General features: G+C 71.0%; 13 protein-coding genes. 2 read left to right on the top strand and 11 right to left on the bottom strand.

The window, feature by feature from the left end:
* Positions 1-53: 53 nt before the first annotated feature.
* Positions 54-1,922 carry a translation elongation factor 4 gene (lepA, locus tag ACZ58V_RS15175; RefSeq protein ID WP_261680988.1) on the bottom strand — a complete coding sequence of 623 codons (1,869 nt, stop codon included), beginning with the start codon at positions 1,920-1,922 and terminating at the stop codon, positions 54-56.
* A gap of 230 nt (positions 1,923-2,152) precedes the next feature.
* Between lepA and rpsT the strand changes: the two genes are divergently transcribed.
* The gene (gene rpsT / locus ACZ58V_RS15170; RefSeq protein WP_468189628.1) at positions 2,153-2,419 is read left to right on the top strand and encodes a 30S ribosomal protein S20; all 267 of its coding nucleotides are present in this window, start codon (positions 2,153-2,155) and stop codon (positions 2,417-2,419) included.
* Positions 2,420-2,596: 177 nt separating this feature from the next.
* On the opposite strand, the gene ACZ58V_RS15165 is transcribed toward rpsT, so the two are convergent.
* Positions 2,597-2,992 (bottom strand): nuclear transport factor 2 family protein, encoded by a 396-nt coding sequence (locus ACZ58V_RS15165; protein WP_189723505.1) that lies wholly within the window; start codon positions 2,990-2,992, stop codon positions 2,597-2,599.
* Positions 2,993-3,079: 87 nt separating this feature from the next.
* Between ACZ58V_RS15165 and ACZ58V_RS15160 the strand changes: the two genes are divergently transcribed.
* Positions 3,080-3,505: a VOC family protein gene (locus ACZ58V_RS15160; protein ID WP_468189630.1), complete on the top strand. Its 426-nt coding sequence runs from the start codon at positions 3,080-3,082 to the stop codon at positions 3,503-3,505.
* 10 nt (positions 3,506-3,515) lie between these two features.
* Here ACZ58V_RS15160 and holA read toward each other — a convergent pair whose 3' ends face one another.
* The 9 genes from holA to leuS form a co-directional block, all read right to left on the bottom strand.
* Complete coding sequence (gene holA / locus ACZ58V_RS15155; protein WP_468189632.1) at positions 3,516-4,505, bottom strand: DNA polymerase III subunit delta; 990 nt, start codon at positions 4,503-4,505, stop codon at positions 3,516-3,518.
* 134 nt (positions 4,506-4,639) lie between these two features.
* The gene (locus ACZ58V_RS15150; protein WP_391097477.1) at positions 4,640-4,885 is read right to left on the bottom strand and encodes a hypothetical protein; all 246 of its coding nucleotides are present in this window, start codon (positions 4,883-4,885) and stop codon (positions 4,640-4,642) included.
* A gap of 52 nt (positions 4,886-4,937) precedes the next feature.
* Positions 4,938-5,819, bottom strand: a complete 882-nt coding sequence (locus ACZ58V_RS15145; RefSeq protein WP_468189635.1) for a YceI family protein — start codon at positions 5,817-5,819, stop codon at positions 4,938-4,940.
* Between the two features lie 195 nt (positions 5,820-6,014).
* Entirely contained in the window at positions 6,015-6,854 is an 840-nt protein-coding gene (locus tag ACZ58V_RS15140) for an arylamine N-acetyltransferase family protein (RefSeq protein WP_471290310.1), read from the bottom strand.
* Between the two features lie 4 nt (positions 6,855-6,858).
* Positions 6,859-9,498, bottom strand: a complete 2,640-nt coding sequence (locus ACZ58V_RS15135; protein ID WP_471290309.1) for a ComEC/Rec2 family competence protein — start codon at positions 9,496-9,498, stop codon at positions 6,859-6,861.
* Entirely contained in the window at positions 9,495-10,670 is a 1,176-nt protein-coding gene (locus ACZ58V_RS15130) for a ComEA family DNA-binding protein (RefSeq protein WP_471290308.1), read from the bottom strand. The genes ACZ58V_RS15135 and ACZ58V_RS15130 overlap by 4 nt, the downstream gene beginning before the upstream one ends.
* A gap of 132 nt (positions 10,671-10,802) precedes the next feature.
* Positions 10,803-11,648 carry a DegV family protein gene (locus ACZ58V_RS15125; RefSeq protein WP_468189655.1) on the bottom strand — a complete coding sequence of 282 codons (846 nt, stop codon included), beginning with the start codon at positions 11,646-11,648 and terminating at the stop codon, positions 10,803-10,805.
* A 72-nt stretch (positions 11,649-11,720) separates the two neighbouring features.
* Positions 11,721-12,455 (bottom strand): hypothetical protein, encoded by a 735-nt coding sequence (locus ACZ58V_RS15120; protein WP_468189657.1) that lies wholly within the window; start codon positions 12,453-12,455, stop codon positions 11,721-11,723.
* A 158-nt stretch (positions 12,456-12,613) separates the two neighbouring features.
* Positions 12,614-15,493 (bottom strand): leucine--tRNA ligase, encoded by a 2,880-nt coding sequence (gene leuS, locus ACZ58V_RS15115; RefSeq protein ID WP_468189659.1) that lies wholly within the window; start codon positions 15,491-15,493, stop codon positions 12,614-12,616.
* Positions 15,494-15,867: the final 374 nt, after the last annotated feature.

Below are 15,867 nucleotides of genomic sequence, written 5' to 3'. Positions count from 1 at the left end.
ACGGCGGGCCCCTGTTCTACCCGGTTTGGGGTGTAACCCACGGTAATCCGTGACTACTTCTTGCCCTTGCCCGACCCCGCGCTGTCATCGCTGGACAGGACCGCGATGAAGGCCTCCTGCGGAACCTCTACGGAACCCACCATCTTCATCCGCTTCTTGCCCTCCTTCTGCTTCTCCAGCAGCTTCCGCTTACGGGAGATGTCACCGCCGTAGCACTTGGCGAGGACGTCCTTGCGGATGGCGCGGATGGTCTCGCGGGCGATCACCCGGGAGCCGATGGCGGCCTGGATGGGCACCTCGAAGGCCTGGCGCGGGATGAGCTCGCGCAGCTTGGCGACGAGCCGTACGCCGTACGCGTACGCCTGGTCCTTGTGGGTGATCGCCGAGAAAGCGTCCACCTTGTCGCCGTGCAGCAGGATGTCGACCTTGACCAGGCTGGAGGTCTGCTCCCCGGTGGGCTCGTAGTCGAGCGAGGCGTACCCGCGGGTCTTGGACTTCAGCTGGTCGAAGAAGTCGAAGACGATCTCCGCGAGCGGGAGGGTGTAGCGGATCTCGACCCGGTCCTCGGACAGGTAGTCCATGCCGAGCAGGGTGCCGCGCCGGGTCTGGCACAGCTCCATGATCGCGCCGATGAACTCGGTCGGCGCGAGGATCGTGGCGCGTACGACCGGCTCGTACACCTCGTTGATCTTGCCCTCGGGGAACTCGCTCGGGTTGGTGACGGTGTGCTCGACGCCGTCCTCCATGATCACGCGATACACCACGTTGGGCGCGGTGGCGATCAGGTCGAGGCCGAACTCGCGCTCCAGCCGCTCGCGGATCACGTCGAGGTGCAGCAGGCCCAGGAAACCGACGCGGAAGCCGAAACCGAGGGCCGCGGAGGTCTCCGGCTCGTAGACCAGGGCGGCGTCGTTGAGCAGAAGCTTGTCCAGCGCGTCGCGCAGCAGGGGGTAGTCCGAGCCGTCCAGCGGATACAGACCGGAGAAGACCATGGGCCTCGGGTCCTTGTAGCCACCGAGCGCCTCCTCGGCGCCCTTGTGCATGCTGGTGACGGTGTCACCGACCTTGGACTGGCGGACGTCCTTCACGCCGGTGATCAGGTAGCCCACCTCGCCGACGCCGATACCGTCGGCCGCCTTCATCTCCGGCGAGTTGGTGCCGATCTCCAGCAGCTCGTGCGTGGCGCCGGTGGACATCATCCGGATCCGCTCGCGCTTGTTGAGCTGGCCGTCGATGACACGGACGTACGTCACGACACCGCGGTAGGAGTCGTAGACGGAGTCGAAGATCATGGCGCGCGCGGGCGCGTCCTTGACCCCGACGGGCGCCGGGACCTCCCTGACGACCCTGTCGAGCAGCGCCTCGACGCCCATGCCCGTCTTGGCGGACACCTTGAGCACGTCGTCCGGGTCACAGCCGATGAGGTTGGCCAGTTCCTCGGAGAACTTCTCGGGCTGCGCGGCCGGCAGGTCGATCTTGTTGAGGACGGGGATGATCTTGAGGTCGTTCTCCATCGCCAGGTAGAGGTTGGCGAGAGTCTGGGCCTCGATGCCCTGGGCCGCGTCGACCAGGAGGATGGTGCCCTCGCAGGCGGCGAGCGACCGCGAGACCTCGTAGGTGAAGTCGACGTGGCCCGGGGTGTCGATCATGTTGAGGATGTGCGTGTTGCCTGGCTCCTCAGTGGGAGCCCACGGCAGACGCACCGCCTGGGACTTGATCGTGATGCCGCGCTCACGCTCGATGTCCATGCGGTCGAGGTACTGAGCGCGCATCTGCCGCTGCTCGACCACTCCGGTCAGCTGAAGCATCCGGTCGGCGAGCGTGGACTTGCCGTGGTCGATGTGCGCGATGATGCAGAAGTTGCGGATCAGAGCCGGGTCGGTACGGCTCGGTTCGGGCACATGGCTAGGGATCGCGGGCACGCAGGGTCCTGATTCTTGAGGCGTCCGCAGTGTCTGCGGTCTCGGGTCGGATCGATACGTAGCCTCCATGGTCCCACGGGTGGGGAGCATGGACGGGTTTGGGCCGTGGATGGGCCCGCTGGTACCGTGGGGGGCTGTGCCTCATGCCCTCTCAGCAGGAGGCACTACCTCAAGAAATCATCGGTGCGGGTCCCGCGCGGTCCCGTGCCAGAACCTGAAAAGGCTCATTCGTGGCGAACATCAAGTCCCAGATCAAGCGGATCAAGACCAACGAGAAGGCTCGGCTGCGCAACAAGGCCGTCAAGTCCTCCCTCAAGACCGCGATCCGCAAGGCCCGTGAGGCTGCTGCCGCGGGTGACGCCGAGAAGGCCAACGAGTACCAGCGCGTTGCCGCGCGTCAGCTCGACAAGGCCGTCTCCAAGGGCGTCATCCACAAGAACCAGGCTGCCAACAAGAAGTCGGCGCTGGCTCAGAAGGTCGCCGCGCTCAAGGGCTGACATCTGATGTGACGCCGGGGGGAATCGAGCGGGCCCTCTCTCATCCGCTCCCTTCCGGCACCCCTGAGGATCCGCGCGCGGCCTGCGTTCGCCACGCGGGCGCGGATCCAGCAGCTTGTACCGAAGGCCGGGTGCCTCTCCTGTTCCCCATGGGAGGGCACCCGGCCTTCGGCCTGTTCAGGACCAGAACGCGTTGTTCTTGTCGATGTCCTCGACGCATTCGTCGAGGTCGGTGACCTTGTCGCCGACGATCCGGAAGATGATGCAGCCGGTGTCGTCGAGGTGCTTGCCGTTGCGCTCGGCCGTGAAGCGGGTCATCCCGACCGCATGGCCCCGGCCGTCGACACAGATGCCGATCAGCTCGGCGTTCATCGTCCCCTTGGTCTCCATGCCGAGCCGCTCGTACATCTCGATGATCGCGTTCACTCCCTTGAAGTCACCCGACAACGGGTGATCTCCGGGTACGTGGTGTGTGGCGTCCGACGCGATCAGTCCGCGCAAGGTGTCCATGTCACCTCGCGAGAAGGCCTCGAATCCCTTGCGGACGAGCGCTGCGTGCGGGTGTTCAGCCATGACCTTCGCCACCTCTCCGTCTCTTGGCGACGTACGGCTGATACACCCGATTCTCCCTCCGGCCGTCGCTCGCGGCACAGTGGAGAGATGAACGGTGACGAAGGGGACGTGCTGGCCCGGGCCCGTGTGGCGACCAGGCTGCCCGCCCAGGACCTGGACCGGGCGCGGCGCTTCTACGCCGAGAAACTCGGCCTGGAACCCGACGACGAACGGCCCGGCGGGCTGCTCTACCGCTGCGGCGGCGGGGAGTTCGTGCTGTTCCGCTCGACGGGCGCCTCGCCCGGCACCTTCACCCAGATGGCGCTGGAGGTCGACGACATCGACGCCGCGGTGGCGGAGCTGAAGCGGCGCGGTGTGGTGTTCGAGGAGGTCGATCTGCCCGGGTTCCGCACGCGGGACGGGATCGCCGAGATCGAGGGGAACTACCCGAGCAAGGGCGCCCGTGGTGAACGCGGCGCCTGGTTCCGCGACAGCGAGGGGAACATGCTGGGCATCGGCGAGCCGGTCGGCTGAGGAGCGGCCCCTACCCTCGTCCCCTGGAGCGGGCCGCCCGCGCGATGGCGACCACCGCCTTCTCCAGGGCGTATCCCGGGTCGTCCCCGCCGCCCTTCACCCCCGCGTCCGCCTCGGCGACCGCCCGCAGCGCCACCGACACGCCGTCCGGGGTCCAGCCGCGCATCTGCTGCCGGACCCGGTCGATCTTCCACGGCGGCATCCCCAGCTCACGGGCGAGATCGGCGGGCCGGCCTCCGCGCGCCGAGGACAGCTTCCCGATCGCCCGGACGCCCTGCGCCAGCGCGCTGGTGATCAGCACCGGCGCCACCCCGGTCGCCAGCGACCAGCGCAACGCCTCCAGCGCCTCCGCCGCCCGCCCCTCGACCGCCCGGTCGGCGACCGTGAAGCTCGATGCCTCGGCCCGGCCGGTGTAGTACCGCCCGACGACCGCCTCGTCGATCGTCCCCTCGACATCCGCGACCAGCTGCGAGACCGCCGACGCCAGCTCCCGCAGATCGCTCCCGATCGCGTCGACGAGCGCCTGGCACGCCTCCGGCGTGGCGGACCTTCCCGTCCCCCGGAACTCGCCCCGCACGAACGCCAGCCGGTCCGCCGGCTTCGTCATCTTCGGACAGGCCACCTCGCGCGCCCCGGCCTTGCGCGCCGCGTCGAGCAGCCCCTTGCCCTTGGCCCCTCCGGCGTGCAGCAGCACGAGGGTGATCTCCTCGGCGGGCGCACCGAGATAGGCCTTGACGTCCTTGACGGTGTCGGCCGAGAGATCCTGCGCGTTGCGTACGACCACGACCTTGCGCTCCGCGAAGAGCGACGGACTCGTCAGCTCGGCGAGTGTGCCGGGCTGCAACTGGTCCGAAGTCAGGTCCCGTACGTCCGTGTCGGCGTCGGTGACCTTCGCCGCGGCCACCACCTCCTGCACGGCGCGGTCGAGCAGCAGGTCCTCTTGGCCCACGGCGAGCGTCACCGGGGCGAGAGGGTCGTCATTCGCAGTCTTCCTGGCCATCGCGACAAGCATCCCACGCGGCACTGACAACGGGGCCGGACGGACTGTGGCGGGCCGGACGGAGGGGTGCGTGCGCGGATGCAGAGGCGCGTGCGCGATGGGAGAGGTGCGTGCGCGGTCAGCGGCCCGGCGCCCTACGGCTCTTCCCGCCAGCCGTCCCACTCCCCGGCGAACCGGTCCAGCTCCCCGGCGTCCAGCCGCCCGTCCTCATCCCTCAGGACGACCAGCCACTGCGCGTCCTCGGCATCGTCCTCACCGGCCAGCGCGTCCCGCACCAGTTGCGGCTCCTCGACGACCCCGAACCGCTCCCCGAGCGCCTCGACCACCTCTTCCGCGGCATCACGGTCGGGCAGCACCAGCACATGTCGCACATCACTCACGCCGGACATTGTCCGACACCGTGTCGCGGCCCGATCCGCCGGATCCGCCGGCTCAGCCCTTGCGGACGACCTGCACATCGAGGTCGATCTTGATGCTCGGCCCGACCACCGCGATGCCCCGCGCCAGCATCGTCTGCCAGCTCACGGTGAAGTCGTCCCGGTGCAGCTCGGTCGTGGCCCGGCAGGCCGCCCGCACCTCGCCCTCCATGCCGTTGCCCAGCCCCAGGTACTCCGTGTCCAGCGTGACCGTCCGTGTGACGCCGTGCAGCGACAGCGCCCCCGTCACGGCCCAACGGTTGGCGCCCTTGTGCACGAACCGGTCGCTGTAGAACTCGAGCGTCGGGAACTTCGCGACGTCCAGGAAGTCCGCCGACCGCAGATGGTCGTCACGCATCTTCACGTTGGTGTCGATGGACGCCGCGTCGATCACCACATGCATCGCCGACCGCTCCAGCGGGTCGGCGACCCGTATGACACCCGCGAACGACTTGAACTGCCCGTGGATCCGGGCCAGTCCGATGTGCCGCGCGGTGAAGCCGAGCGAGGAGTGCGCCGACTCGATCTCCCAGTCGCCGGGCTCGGGCAGCTCCGGCGGCCGGGCCACCTGCAGCGTCACGTCCCCGAGCGACGCGAGCGTGTTCTCGGCGACCTGCGTGGTCGCCCGGTACGGCGTGTACCCCTCCGCCGACACCGCGAGCCGGTACTCCCCCGCGGGCACCGTCGTCACGAACGACCCGAACGGATCCGCTCCCCCGCTGACCACCGCACGCCCCATGGCGTCGGTGACCGCGAACTCGGCGTGTCTGACCGGCTCGTTGACCGGGTCGAGCACCCGGCAGCTCAGCACCCCCGCGCTCGGCGGCGTCGGCACCGCCGCCAGGGGGCTCGTCCGGTGTACCCGGTTGGTTCGGCTTCCCAGCCAGCGGCCGATCATCTGGACACCTCGTGCGACTCGAAGTCAGCGGTTTGATCACTGTTCACCGAGGACGCATTCGACCACCGATGAGGCTTTCGAGGCAACACGCGACCACATCACGGGAATCCAGCACGTCTGATGGGACTACTCCCGAGTAGAACCGACTAGAACCATGTGGAGCATGTGTGGACGGTGTGCCCCTTCTGGTCCGGATCAGCCTTCCTCGGCGCCGCCCCGGACCACAGGCACCGCATCGAGCTCGATCCCGAACCGCTCCCGGTACACCCCGAGCACCTCGTCGTCCGTCCCCAGCTCCCTCACATCCCGCGTCCCGTCGGCCGCCGTCACCGTGAACTTGCGTCCGCTGAGCGTGATCCTCCCCCCGTCCTCCGTGACCCGCGAACAGACCAGCGACCGCGTGAAGTGCGACACCGACGACGTGCTGTGCCACCACGCCCCGGCCACGAAGTCACCGAGCACCCGGGGCCGCATCTCCAGGCGGTACTGCGGTCTGCCGTCACGGATCACATGCAGGTCCGCCGCCTCCACCGTGTCGTGCCCACCGCGCACCCCGGCTGCGTCCGGCCCCGCTTCCACGATCCGGAACGCACCCCCCGGGTCCTCCTGTTCTCCCCTCTCCCCGAACGCCAGCGGAAGGTGACTGTGCGCCCCGAACCCGACGTCGGCCAGCCAGTCGCCCCCGTCCACCGTCCGCACCCGCAGCGCGAGATGGTCGTACGGGATCCCGAGCCGCTCCTCGTCCCCGTACACCCGCCCCGCGAGCAGCGCCACCTCGTAGCCCAGCGCGGCGAGCAACGCCCCGAAGGCTCCGTTGAGTTCGTAGCAGAACCCGCCCCGCCGTGCGCCCACCACCTTGTCCAGCAGCCGCTTCTCCTCCAGCACGATCTCCTCGCCGAGATGGATCGAGAGGTTCTCGAACGGCACGGTCCGCAGATGCCGCAGGTGCAGCTCGCGCAGCGCGTCGACGGTGGGCCACGCCGGGGGCTCGACCCCGAGGCGGTGGAGATAGGCATCAACCTGTGCTGAGTTCATGCCCTCAGTCTCGCGCCACCCTCAGCTCCCCGCCCCCTCCTACGACCGCCAGTGCGCCGTCCCTGTCCGTCCGCAGCACCGCCGCACCCCCGGCGCGCAGCCCCGCCACCGTGCCGGGCGCTGGATGCCCATAGGTGTTGTTCGCACCGCAGCTGATCAGGGCCAGCCGCGGGGCGGCCCGGCGTATGAGGCCGGGGTCCTGGAAAGCCGAGCCGTGATGGGCGACTTTCAGCACGTCCACGCCCTCCAGCACCTCGGCCGCCGGCGACCTGGCCAGTGCCCGCTGGGCCGGGGGTTCGAGGTCCCCGAGGAGCAGCAGCCGCAGCCCCGCCGACCGGACCAGCATGGCCACACTGGCGTCGTTCGGCCCCTCCGGCACGGGATGAGCCGGGAGCACCTGCGGATACGAGCCCGGCGGCGAACTCGCTGACGGCGGTGGCGGGCTCGGGGGCGGCCACACCACCTGCCAGGACAACCCGCCCGCGCGGCGCCGTTCCCCGGCGGCGGCGGTCGTCACGGGCACCCGCCGGGCCGCCGCCTGTCTCCGTACGAACGCCGCCTGGTCCGCGGGTTCCTCGAAGCCCGTCGTCTCGATCGCGCCCACGGCCCGTCCGCGCAGCACACCGGGCAGCCCCGCCACGTGATCTGCGTGGAAGTGGGTGAGCACGACCAGCGGGATCCTGGTGATGCCGAGTGCGCGCAGACAGTGGTCGACGAGCCGCGGATCGGGCCCGGCGTCCACCACCACGCCGGCGCCCTCACCCGCCGCGAGCACCATGGCGTCGCCCTGCCCCACGTCACACATCACCAGCCGCCAGCCCGGCGGCGGCCAGCCCGTGATCACCCGGGTCAGCGGCGGCGGCTGCACCACCGCCAGCGCGAGCAGCAGCCCGCAGACCCCGCACCACCACGGATGCCCGAGCAGCCGCCGCCCCACGAGCAGCACCACCAGGGTCACGGCCGCGAGCAGTCCTGCGCCCGCCCAACTGCCCGGCCAGTCCACCCCCGCCCCCGGCAGCGCCGCTCCGGTCCGGGCGATCTCCGCGATCCATTCGGCGGGCCACCGCGCACACCACGCCAGGGCCTTGGCCACCGGCATCCCCACCGGTGCCGTGGCCAGTGCCGCGAAACCCAGCACGGTGGCGGGCGCGATCGCGAACTCCGCGAGCAGATTGCACGGCACCGCGACCAGGCTCACCCGCGCCGACAGCACGGTGACCACGGGCGCGCACAGCGCCTGCGCGGCGGCAGCGGCGGCCAGGGCCTCGGCCAGCCTGGGCGGCACCCCGCGCCGCCGCAGCCCGGCGCTCCACCGCGGCGCGAGCGTGAGCAGCGCCCCGGTGGCCACGACGGACAGCAGGAACCCGTAACTCCGCGCCAGCCACGGGTCGTACAGCACCAGCAGCAGGACCGCCGTCGCCAGCGCCGGGATCAGCGACCTCCGCCGGCCGGTCGCGAGGGCGAGCAGCGCGACCGCCCCGCAGGCCGCCGCACGCAGCACGCTCGGATCCGGTCTGCAGACCACGACGAACCCGAGGGAGAGCGCACCCCCGAGCACCGCCGTCCCCCGCAGGGAGATACCGAGACGCGGCGCGATCCCCCGCCGTTCGGCATGCTGCGCCAGGCCCGGCGGCCCGAGCAGCAGGGCGAGGAGGATCGTGAAGTTGGCCCCGGACACAGCGAGTGTGTGCGTGAGGTCCGTCTCCTTGAAGGCCTCCTCCAGCTCCGGGGTGATCCGCGAGGTGTCCCCGACCACCAGCCCCGGCAACAGGGCCCGGGCATCCGCCGACAGCCCACTGGTCGCCTCCCGCAGCCCGGCACGCAACCGCCCGGCGAGCCGCTGAGCCCCCGAGGGCTCTCCCACCACCTCTGGTACGCCCTGATCGCGGACCCGCAGCACGGCCGCGACCCGGTCACCGCCCGTCATGGCGGGCGCCAGCCGCGCGCTGACCCGCAGGCGCGTCGACGGCAGCAGCCCGAGCCACGGCGACCGCACCCTCTGACCGGTTGACGGCCGCGGCTGCCCATCCCCGGCGCCCCCGGCAACGCGGTGGGCCGACCTCAAGTCGACGATCATCAGTACCGGCGCCCGCGTCACCGCTGCCCTGCCACCCGCCTCGTGGATCCGCCGCACCTCGGCATCGACCAGTACGGCGGTGGGAGCCACGTGATCGCCCCGGACCTTGGGACGGGTCAGGCGGGGATCGGAGGTGAGCTCGACCTCGGCGGTCACCGTCGCGTAATCCCGGGCCAGGCCGGGCACGGGCCCCCGGCGCAGATCCGCCCCGTGCAGCCCGGCCGAGGCGGCGGCAGCGGCGACGCAGAGCAGCACGGCGGTGGCCGACGCTCGCGGCCAGGACGCCGTTCCGGATCTCCGAGCCAGCGGCAGCAGGCCGACGGCCAGCAGACAGCCGGTCACGATGCCCGTGGTCCACCCCGGCGATGTGCCCAGCGTCAGCGCCGCCGTGCCCCAGGCCGCGAGGGCGGGTGGCACGAGCCGTAGGTCGGTGGGCCCTTCCTGCCGCGGGCGGGCGCTGCCGAGCCGCTGCCCGGACGAGGCGTGCACGGACGACCGGGCCGGATCGGGCGCGGCCCCGGGAGCGGCCTCGTCCCGCCGCACCGGCGGGTCAGGGACCGACCTCATGGCCGTACGAGATTCCGCAGGTCGGCGAAGCGGCGGTCGCCGATGCCGTTCACCTCGCGCAGTTCGTCCACGGAACGGAAGCCGCCGTGCCGCGTGCGGTAGTCGATGATGTGCTGCGCCAGCACCGGGCCCACGCCCGGCAGGGTGTCGAGCTGGTCGGCGGTGGCCGTGTTGAGGGAGACCGGAGCCGCCGGCATCGCGCCGCCCGCCGCCCCACCGGCCGGGCCTCCGGCAGCCGTACCGCCCGCCCCCGTTCCTGCCCCGGTTCCCGCGACGGTGGCCGGTCCCCCGACGACCACCTGTTCGCCGTCCACGAGGAAGCGGGCGCGGTTGAGACCGTCCGTGTTCGTCCCGGGCTTCACACCGCCCGCGGCGCGCAGGGCGTCCGCGACGCGCGAACCGCTCGGCAGCCGATGGATTCCGGGATCACGGACCTTGCCGCCGACGTCCACGACGATCTCGGGCGGCCCCGCGGCACCTGTGGTCTTCGCCGCCCCCACGGGCACGCCCGGTCCTCGCTCCTCCTCGGCCTGCCCGCCCTGCCCCTGCTCCCCGTACGGCGCCGCCGCTCGCACCACCTCGGGCGGCCGCACGGACTGGGTCCGGCCGGTCCAGAAGTGCTGCACGGCAAACGCCGCGGCCACGACGAGCACCACACTCAGAGCGAGGACACTCCGCAGCTCCAGCCCACACCTGGCCTGCAACCACAGCGGCATGCGCTCCCGCAGCGCGAACCCGGCCCGCTCCCGCCAGTCCCCTTCCGCGACGCGGCCCGCCGCCCCGCTGTCCGACTCGACGGGGACGACGTCGGGTTCCAGACCGGGCTCCACAACGGCTCCGTGCCGATCCCGCTCCTGTGGAGCACGATCCCCGCCAGCCGGCTCCACAACAGCCCAGGAAGGCCTCCCCCGAACCGGCGGCCCCTGCCCCGACTCCCGGCGCTCCTCGACCCGTTCAGCCGGCCCGGCCCGCTCGGCAGGCCCAGCCCGTCCGCCGTGTTCTGCGAACAGCACCCCCGCCCGCCGACGCAGTTCCTCCGCCGAAGCGTGACGGTGCCGAGCCCGGCCGCGTGCGACAGGCGGGCGGCGGCGATGGTGCCGGACGCGCCCGTCGGACGTGGGTCCACGGCCCGGGCCGCTGGTCGCAGTCGCTGTACGTGATCGAAGTGCCATGCGACGAGGATCGGCCACCTCGGCCCACCCGCGATGATCATGGTCATTTCCCGGGGACAACCCCCCGGCTGTGGACAACTCCGCCACTCACACGGGTGATCGGAGCCGAGGCCCGCAGCCCCGCAGCAACGTTCACCGCGGCGAAACCACAACTCCCAGCAGCCCGGGCCCCGTATGCGCCCCGATCACCGCCCCGACCTCGCTGACATGCAGATCGGCCAGCCCGGTCAACCGTGTCCGCAGCCGGTCGGCGAGGGCCGACGCCCGGTCCGGGGCGGCGAGATGGTGGACGGCGACATCGACCTGCGCGCTGCCCGCCCGGTCGGCCGCGATCTCCTCGAGGCGGGCGATCGCCTTGGACGCGGTCCGCACCTTCTCCAGCGGTTCGATACGGCCGTCGGCCAGTTGCAGCAGCGGCTTCACCGCGAGCGCCGAACCCAGCAGGGCCTGCGCCGCCCCGATACGGCCGCCGCGGCGCAGGTAGTCGAGGGTGTCGACGTAGAAGTAGGCGGACGTGCCGGCGGCCCTCTTCTCCGCGGCCGTGACGGCCTCGTCCACCGTGCCGCCGGACTCCGCGGTCTCCGCCGCGGCGAGCGCGCAGAACCCGAGCGCCATCGCGATCATGCCGGTGTCCACCACCCGCACGGGCACCGGCGCCTGGCTCGCGGCCACGACGGCCGCGTCGTAGGTGCCGGAGAGTTCGGCGGAGAGGTGGAGGGAGACGATGCCGGTGGCGCCGGACTCGGCGACCTTGCGGTACGTCTCCTCGAAGACGGCGGGGCTGGGCCGCGAGGTCGTCACGGGGCGCCGCTTCTGCAAAGCCTGGGCGAGAGCACGAGTCGAGATCTCGGTGCCCTCTTCGAGCGCCCGGTCACCGAGGACCACCGTCAGGGGTACCGCTGTGATGCCGTGGCGCTCCATCGTCCGGGCCGGCAGGTAGGCCGTTGAATCGGTGACGATCGCGACATGGCGGGACATGAGCTGGAGGTTACCTGCCGTAGTGCCCGGGTGGCAGCCCGGCCCCTGTGCCCCGCGGCGCGCGTGGCCGGATCAAGTGGTGCTCTCGGGGCGGGCCTTCTTCTGCCAGGAGTAGGTGGGGCGCGGTCCCGGCGGCGTGATGGCGGGCCGTGCCGGCTCCTGCTCAGGGCTCGGCTGCGGCGCTTCCGGCCAGGTCTGCCCGGCTGTGGCGGCATCGGCGGCGGGCGCTTCGGGCCACGGCCGGGAGGCGGGCTCGGGCTCCGGCGTCGTCCAGTGCCGCAACGCCCCGGCCTCCACGTCGATCTGGGCGCTGAGCGTGTCCAGGTCGTCCTCGGCGAAGCGGCGGGCCCGGTCGCGGGCCGCCCAGCGCAGTGCGTCCGCGGACTGCGTGATGCGTTCGGTGCGCTCGCGCAGCCCGGGCAGCCGCTGGGTCAGCGCGCCGCGGTCCGGCTCGGTCTCCAGGCGCTTCAGCTCGTCGTCCAGCTCGTGGCCGTGCGCGCTGAGCCGTTGGAAGAGGCCGATGGACTCCTTCAGGGACTCGTCCTCGGCGACGGCCGCGTTCAGCGCGTCCTGGGTGGCGCGCATCGAGGTGCGCAGTTTCAGCCGCAGCTGGGCGATCTCTCCCGCGGCGCCGGGCTGGGCGAAGGACTTGGCCCGCAAGGTGTGGTCCTCGACGGTGCGGCGGGCCTGGGTGAGGCCGCGGTCCACACCACGCTTGGCTGCACCGACCACCTTCACGGTCGCGTAGACGCCGAGCCCGAGAAAGAGCACGAAAAGCAGGGCGAATACTGCGATCACTGCTTCCACCGGCTCCTCCTCAGGACATCGCGGCACACCACACGTCGCTCTTCAACGGTAAACGCAACAGGCAGGTCCGGAGTTCCGGAAGAACCCCGAACCTGCCCGTAGAGGACACCAGAGGACCACTAGGGGGTCACCCCGAAAGCGGTCCCCAGACCCCGCGCCTACGCCGGGACGATGTTCACCAGCTTCGGCGCCCGGACGATCACCTTCCTGATCCCGGCCCCGCCCAGCGCGGCGACGACCTTCTCGTCCGCCAGCGCGACCTTCTCCAGCTCGTCGTCGGAGATGGCAGGCGAGACCTCCAGCCGCGCCTTGACCTTGCCCTTGATCTGCACGACGCACGTCACGGTCTCGTCGACCACGTACTGCGGGTCGGCCACCGGGAAGTCGTGGTGCACCACCGAGTCCGTGTGCCCCAGCCGGCGCCACAGCTCCTCGGCGACGTGCGGGGCCAGCGGGGCGACCATCAGCACCAGGGCCTCGGCGACCGGACGCGAGACGGCGCCGCCCGCCTTGGTCAGGTGGTTGTTCAGCTCGGTGACCTTGGCGATGGCGGTGTTGAACCGCATGCCCTCCAGGTCACCGCGCACCCCGTCGATCGCCTTGTGCAGGGCGCGCAGCGTCTCCACGTCCGGCTCGGCGTCGACGACGGTCACCTCGCCGGTCGCCTCGTCGACGATGTTGCGCCACAGCCGCTGCAGCAGCCGGAACTGGCCCACCACCGCGCGCGTGTCCCACGGCCGGGAGACGTCCAGCGGGCCCATCGCCATCTCGTACAGGCGCAGCGTGTCGGCTCCGTACTCGGCGCAGATCTCGTCCGGAGTGACCGCGTTCTTCAGCGACTTGCCCATCTTGCCCAGCAGACGGGTGACCTTCTCGTCCTGGTAGTAGTACGCGCCGTCGCGCTCCTCCACCTCGGCGGCCGGCACCGCGATGCCGCGGCTGTCGCGGTAGACGTAGGCCTGGATCATGCCCTGGTTGTACAGCTTGTGGAACGGCTCGGCGGACGAGACGTGCCCCAGGTCGTACAGCACCTTGGACCAGAAGCGCGCGTACAGCAGGTGCAGTACGGCGTGCTCGGCGCCGCCGACGTACAGGTCGACACCGCCGTGCGGCTGGCCCTCGCGCGGGCCCATCCAGTACTGCTCGATCTCGGGGTCGACCAGCCGCTCGCTGTTGTGCGGGTCCAGGTAGCGCAGCTCGTACCAGCAGGAACCGGCCCAGTTGGGCATGGTGTTGGTCTCGCGGCGGAACCTGCGCGGGCCGCGGCCGTCGCCCAGGTCCAGCGTGACGTTGACCCAGTCCTCGTTGCGGGACAGCGGCGTCTCGGGCTGGGTGTCGGCGTCGTCCGGGTCGAACGTGCGGGGCGAGTAGTCCTCGACCTCGGGCAGTTCCAGCGGCAGCATCGACTCGGGCAGCGCGTGGGCGATGCCGTCCTCGTCGTAGGCGATCGGGAAGGGCTCGCCCCAGTAGCGCTGGCGGCTGAACAGCCAGTCGCGCAGCCGGAAGTTGACGGTGCCCTCGCCGACGCCCGACCGCTCCAGCCACTCGGTGATGCGCGCCTTGGCCTCGGCGACGCCCAGGCCGTCCAGGCTGACGTCGTCGTTCGACGAGTTGATGATCTTCGCGTCGTACGACCCGAAGGCGTTCTCCCAGGTCGAGGTGTCCGTGCCACGGCCGTCGGTGGGCTCGACGATGCAGTGGATCGGCAGCTCGAAGGCGCGCGCGAACTCGAAGTCGCGCTGGTCTCCGGCCGGGACGGCCATGATCGCGCCGGTGCCGTAGCCCATCAGCACGTAGTCGGCGATGAAGACCGGGACCTGCTCGCCGTTGACCGGGTTGGTGGCGTACGCGCCGATGAAGACGCCGGTCTTGTCCTTGGCCTCGGCCTGCCGCTCCACGTCGGACTTCGAGGCGGCCTGCGCGCGGTAGGCGCTGACGGCCTCACCGGGGGTCGCGTGGCCGCCGGTCCACACCTCGTGGGTGCCCTCCGGCCAGGCGGCCGGGGTGAACTTCTCGACCAGCGGGTGCTCGGGGGCCAGCACCATGTAGGTGGCGCCGAACAGGGTGTCCGGGCGGGTGGTGAAGACCGTGATGCGCTCGCCGTCGACGGGGAAGTCGACGCGGGCGCCCTCGGAGCGGCCGATCCAGTTGCGCTGCTGCAGCTTGATGGCCTCGGGCCAGTCCAGCGCGTCCAGGTCGTCCAGCAGCCGGTCGGCATAGGCCGTGATGCGCATGTTCCACTGGCGCAGCTTGGCCTTGAAGACCGGGAAGTTGCCGCGCTCGGAGCGGCCCTCGGAGGTGACCTCCTCGTTGGCCAGCACGGTGCCCAGCCCGGGGCACCAGTTGACCGGCGCGTCGGAGGCGTAGGCCAGCCGGAACTCACCCAGGACGTCGGCCTGCTCGGCGGCGCTCAGCTCGCTCCACGCGCGCGTGTGTCCCGGAACGGGCCGCTCACCGGAGGCGAACAGCTCGATCAGCTCGGCGATGGGGCGGGCCCGCCCGGCCTCGTGGTCGTACCAGGAGTTGAAGATCTGCAGGAAGATCCACTGGGTCCACTTGTAGTAGTCCGGGTCGATCGTGGCGAACGACCGGCGCTTGTCGTGGCCCAGGCCCAGCCGGCGCAGCTGGGACTTCATGTTCTCCATGTTGGCCTCGGTGGACACGCGCGGGTGCGTGCCGGTCTGCACCGCGTACTGCTCGGCGGGCAGGCCGAAGGCGTCGAAGCCCAGGGTGTGCAGGACGTTGTGGCCGGTCATCCGCTGGAAGCGGGCGAACACGTCCGTGGCGATGTAGCCCAGGGGGTGACCGACATGCAGGCCCGCGCCGGAGGGGTACGGGAACATGTCCATGATGAACTTCTTGGGCTTGGCGACGGTCTCCCGGTCGCCCGCCAGGTCACCCTTCGGGTTGGGCGCGCCGTAGGTGTTGTCGACGTCCCAGATGTCCTGCCAGCGTGCCTCGATCTCGGCTGCCATGGCGGCCGTGTAGCGGTGCGGCGCCGCCACCTCGGCGGCGGCAGCGGGGTTCGTCTCGCTCATGATCCTCAAAGCTCCATCGATCGTCTCTGCCTGCGGCTGTGGGTTCGAGAAACGAAAAATCCCCTCGCACAGGAGGGGACGCCGCGCCGATTCCGGCCACTCGACTCGTCCGGTGGCCGGGACTGATCAGCGCGGCCCGCTAAGCAGAAGGCGTACGGCACGCATGGCGTTAGGGTACCGCAGGCCCCCAGCGCGCCGCGACGCGCTTCTGGACGGCCGTTCGGTACCCGAAAAGCTGAACCAGGGTCAAAGGTTACTTCGCGTAATAGTCACTAAGGGACATCACAACATCCATATTGTCCTTTGATAACAACGCAATAACTCAAACCTCGTACCCATCGGTATGGCTCCGCTTAGAGTGCGGCAGCGGGACC

The sequence above is a fragment of the Streptomyces sp. NPDC040589 genome (genome assembly GCF_055594445.1).
The sequence above is the reverse complement of the archived record's forward strand: the minus strand, read 5'-3'. Positions and strand labels throughout refer to the sequence as shown.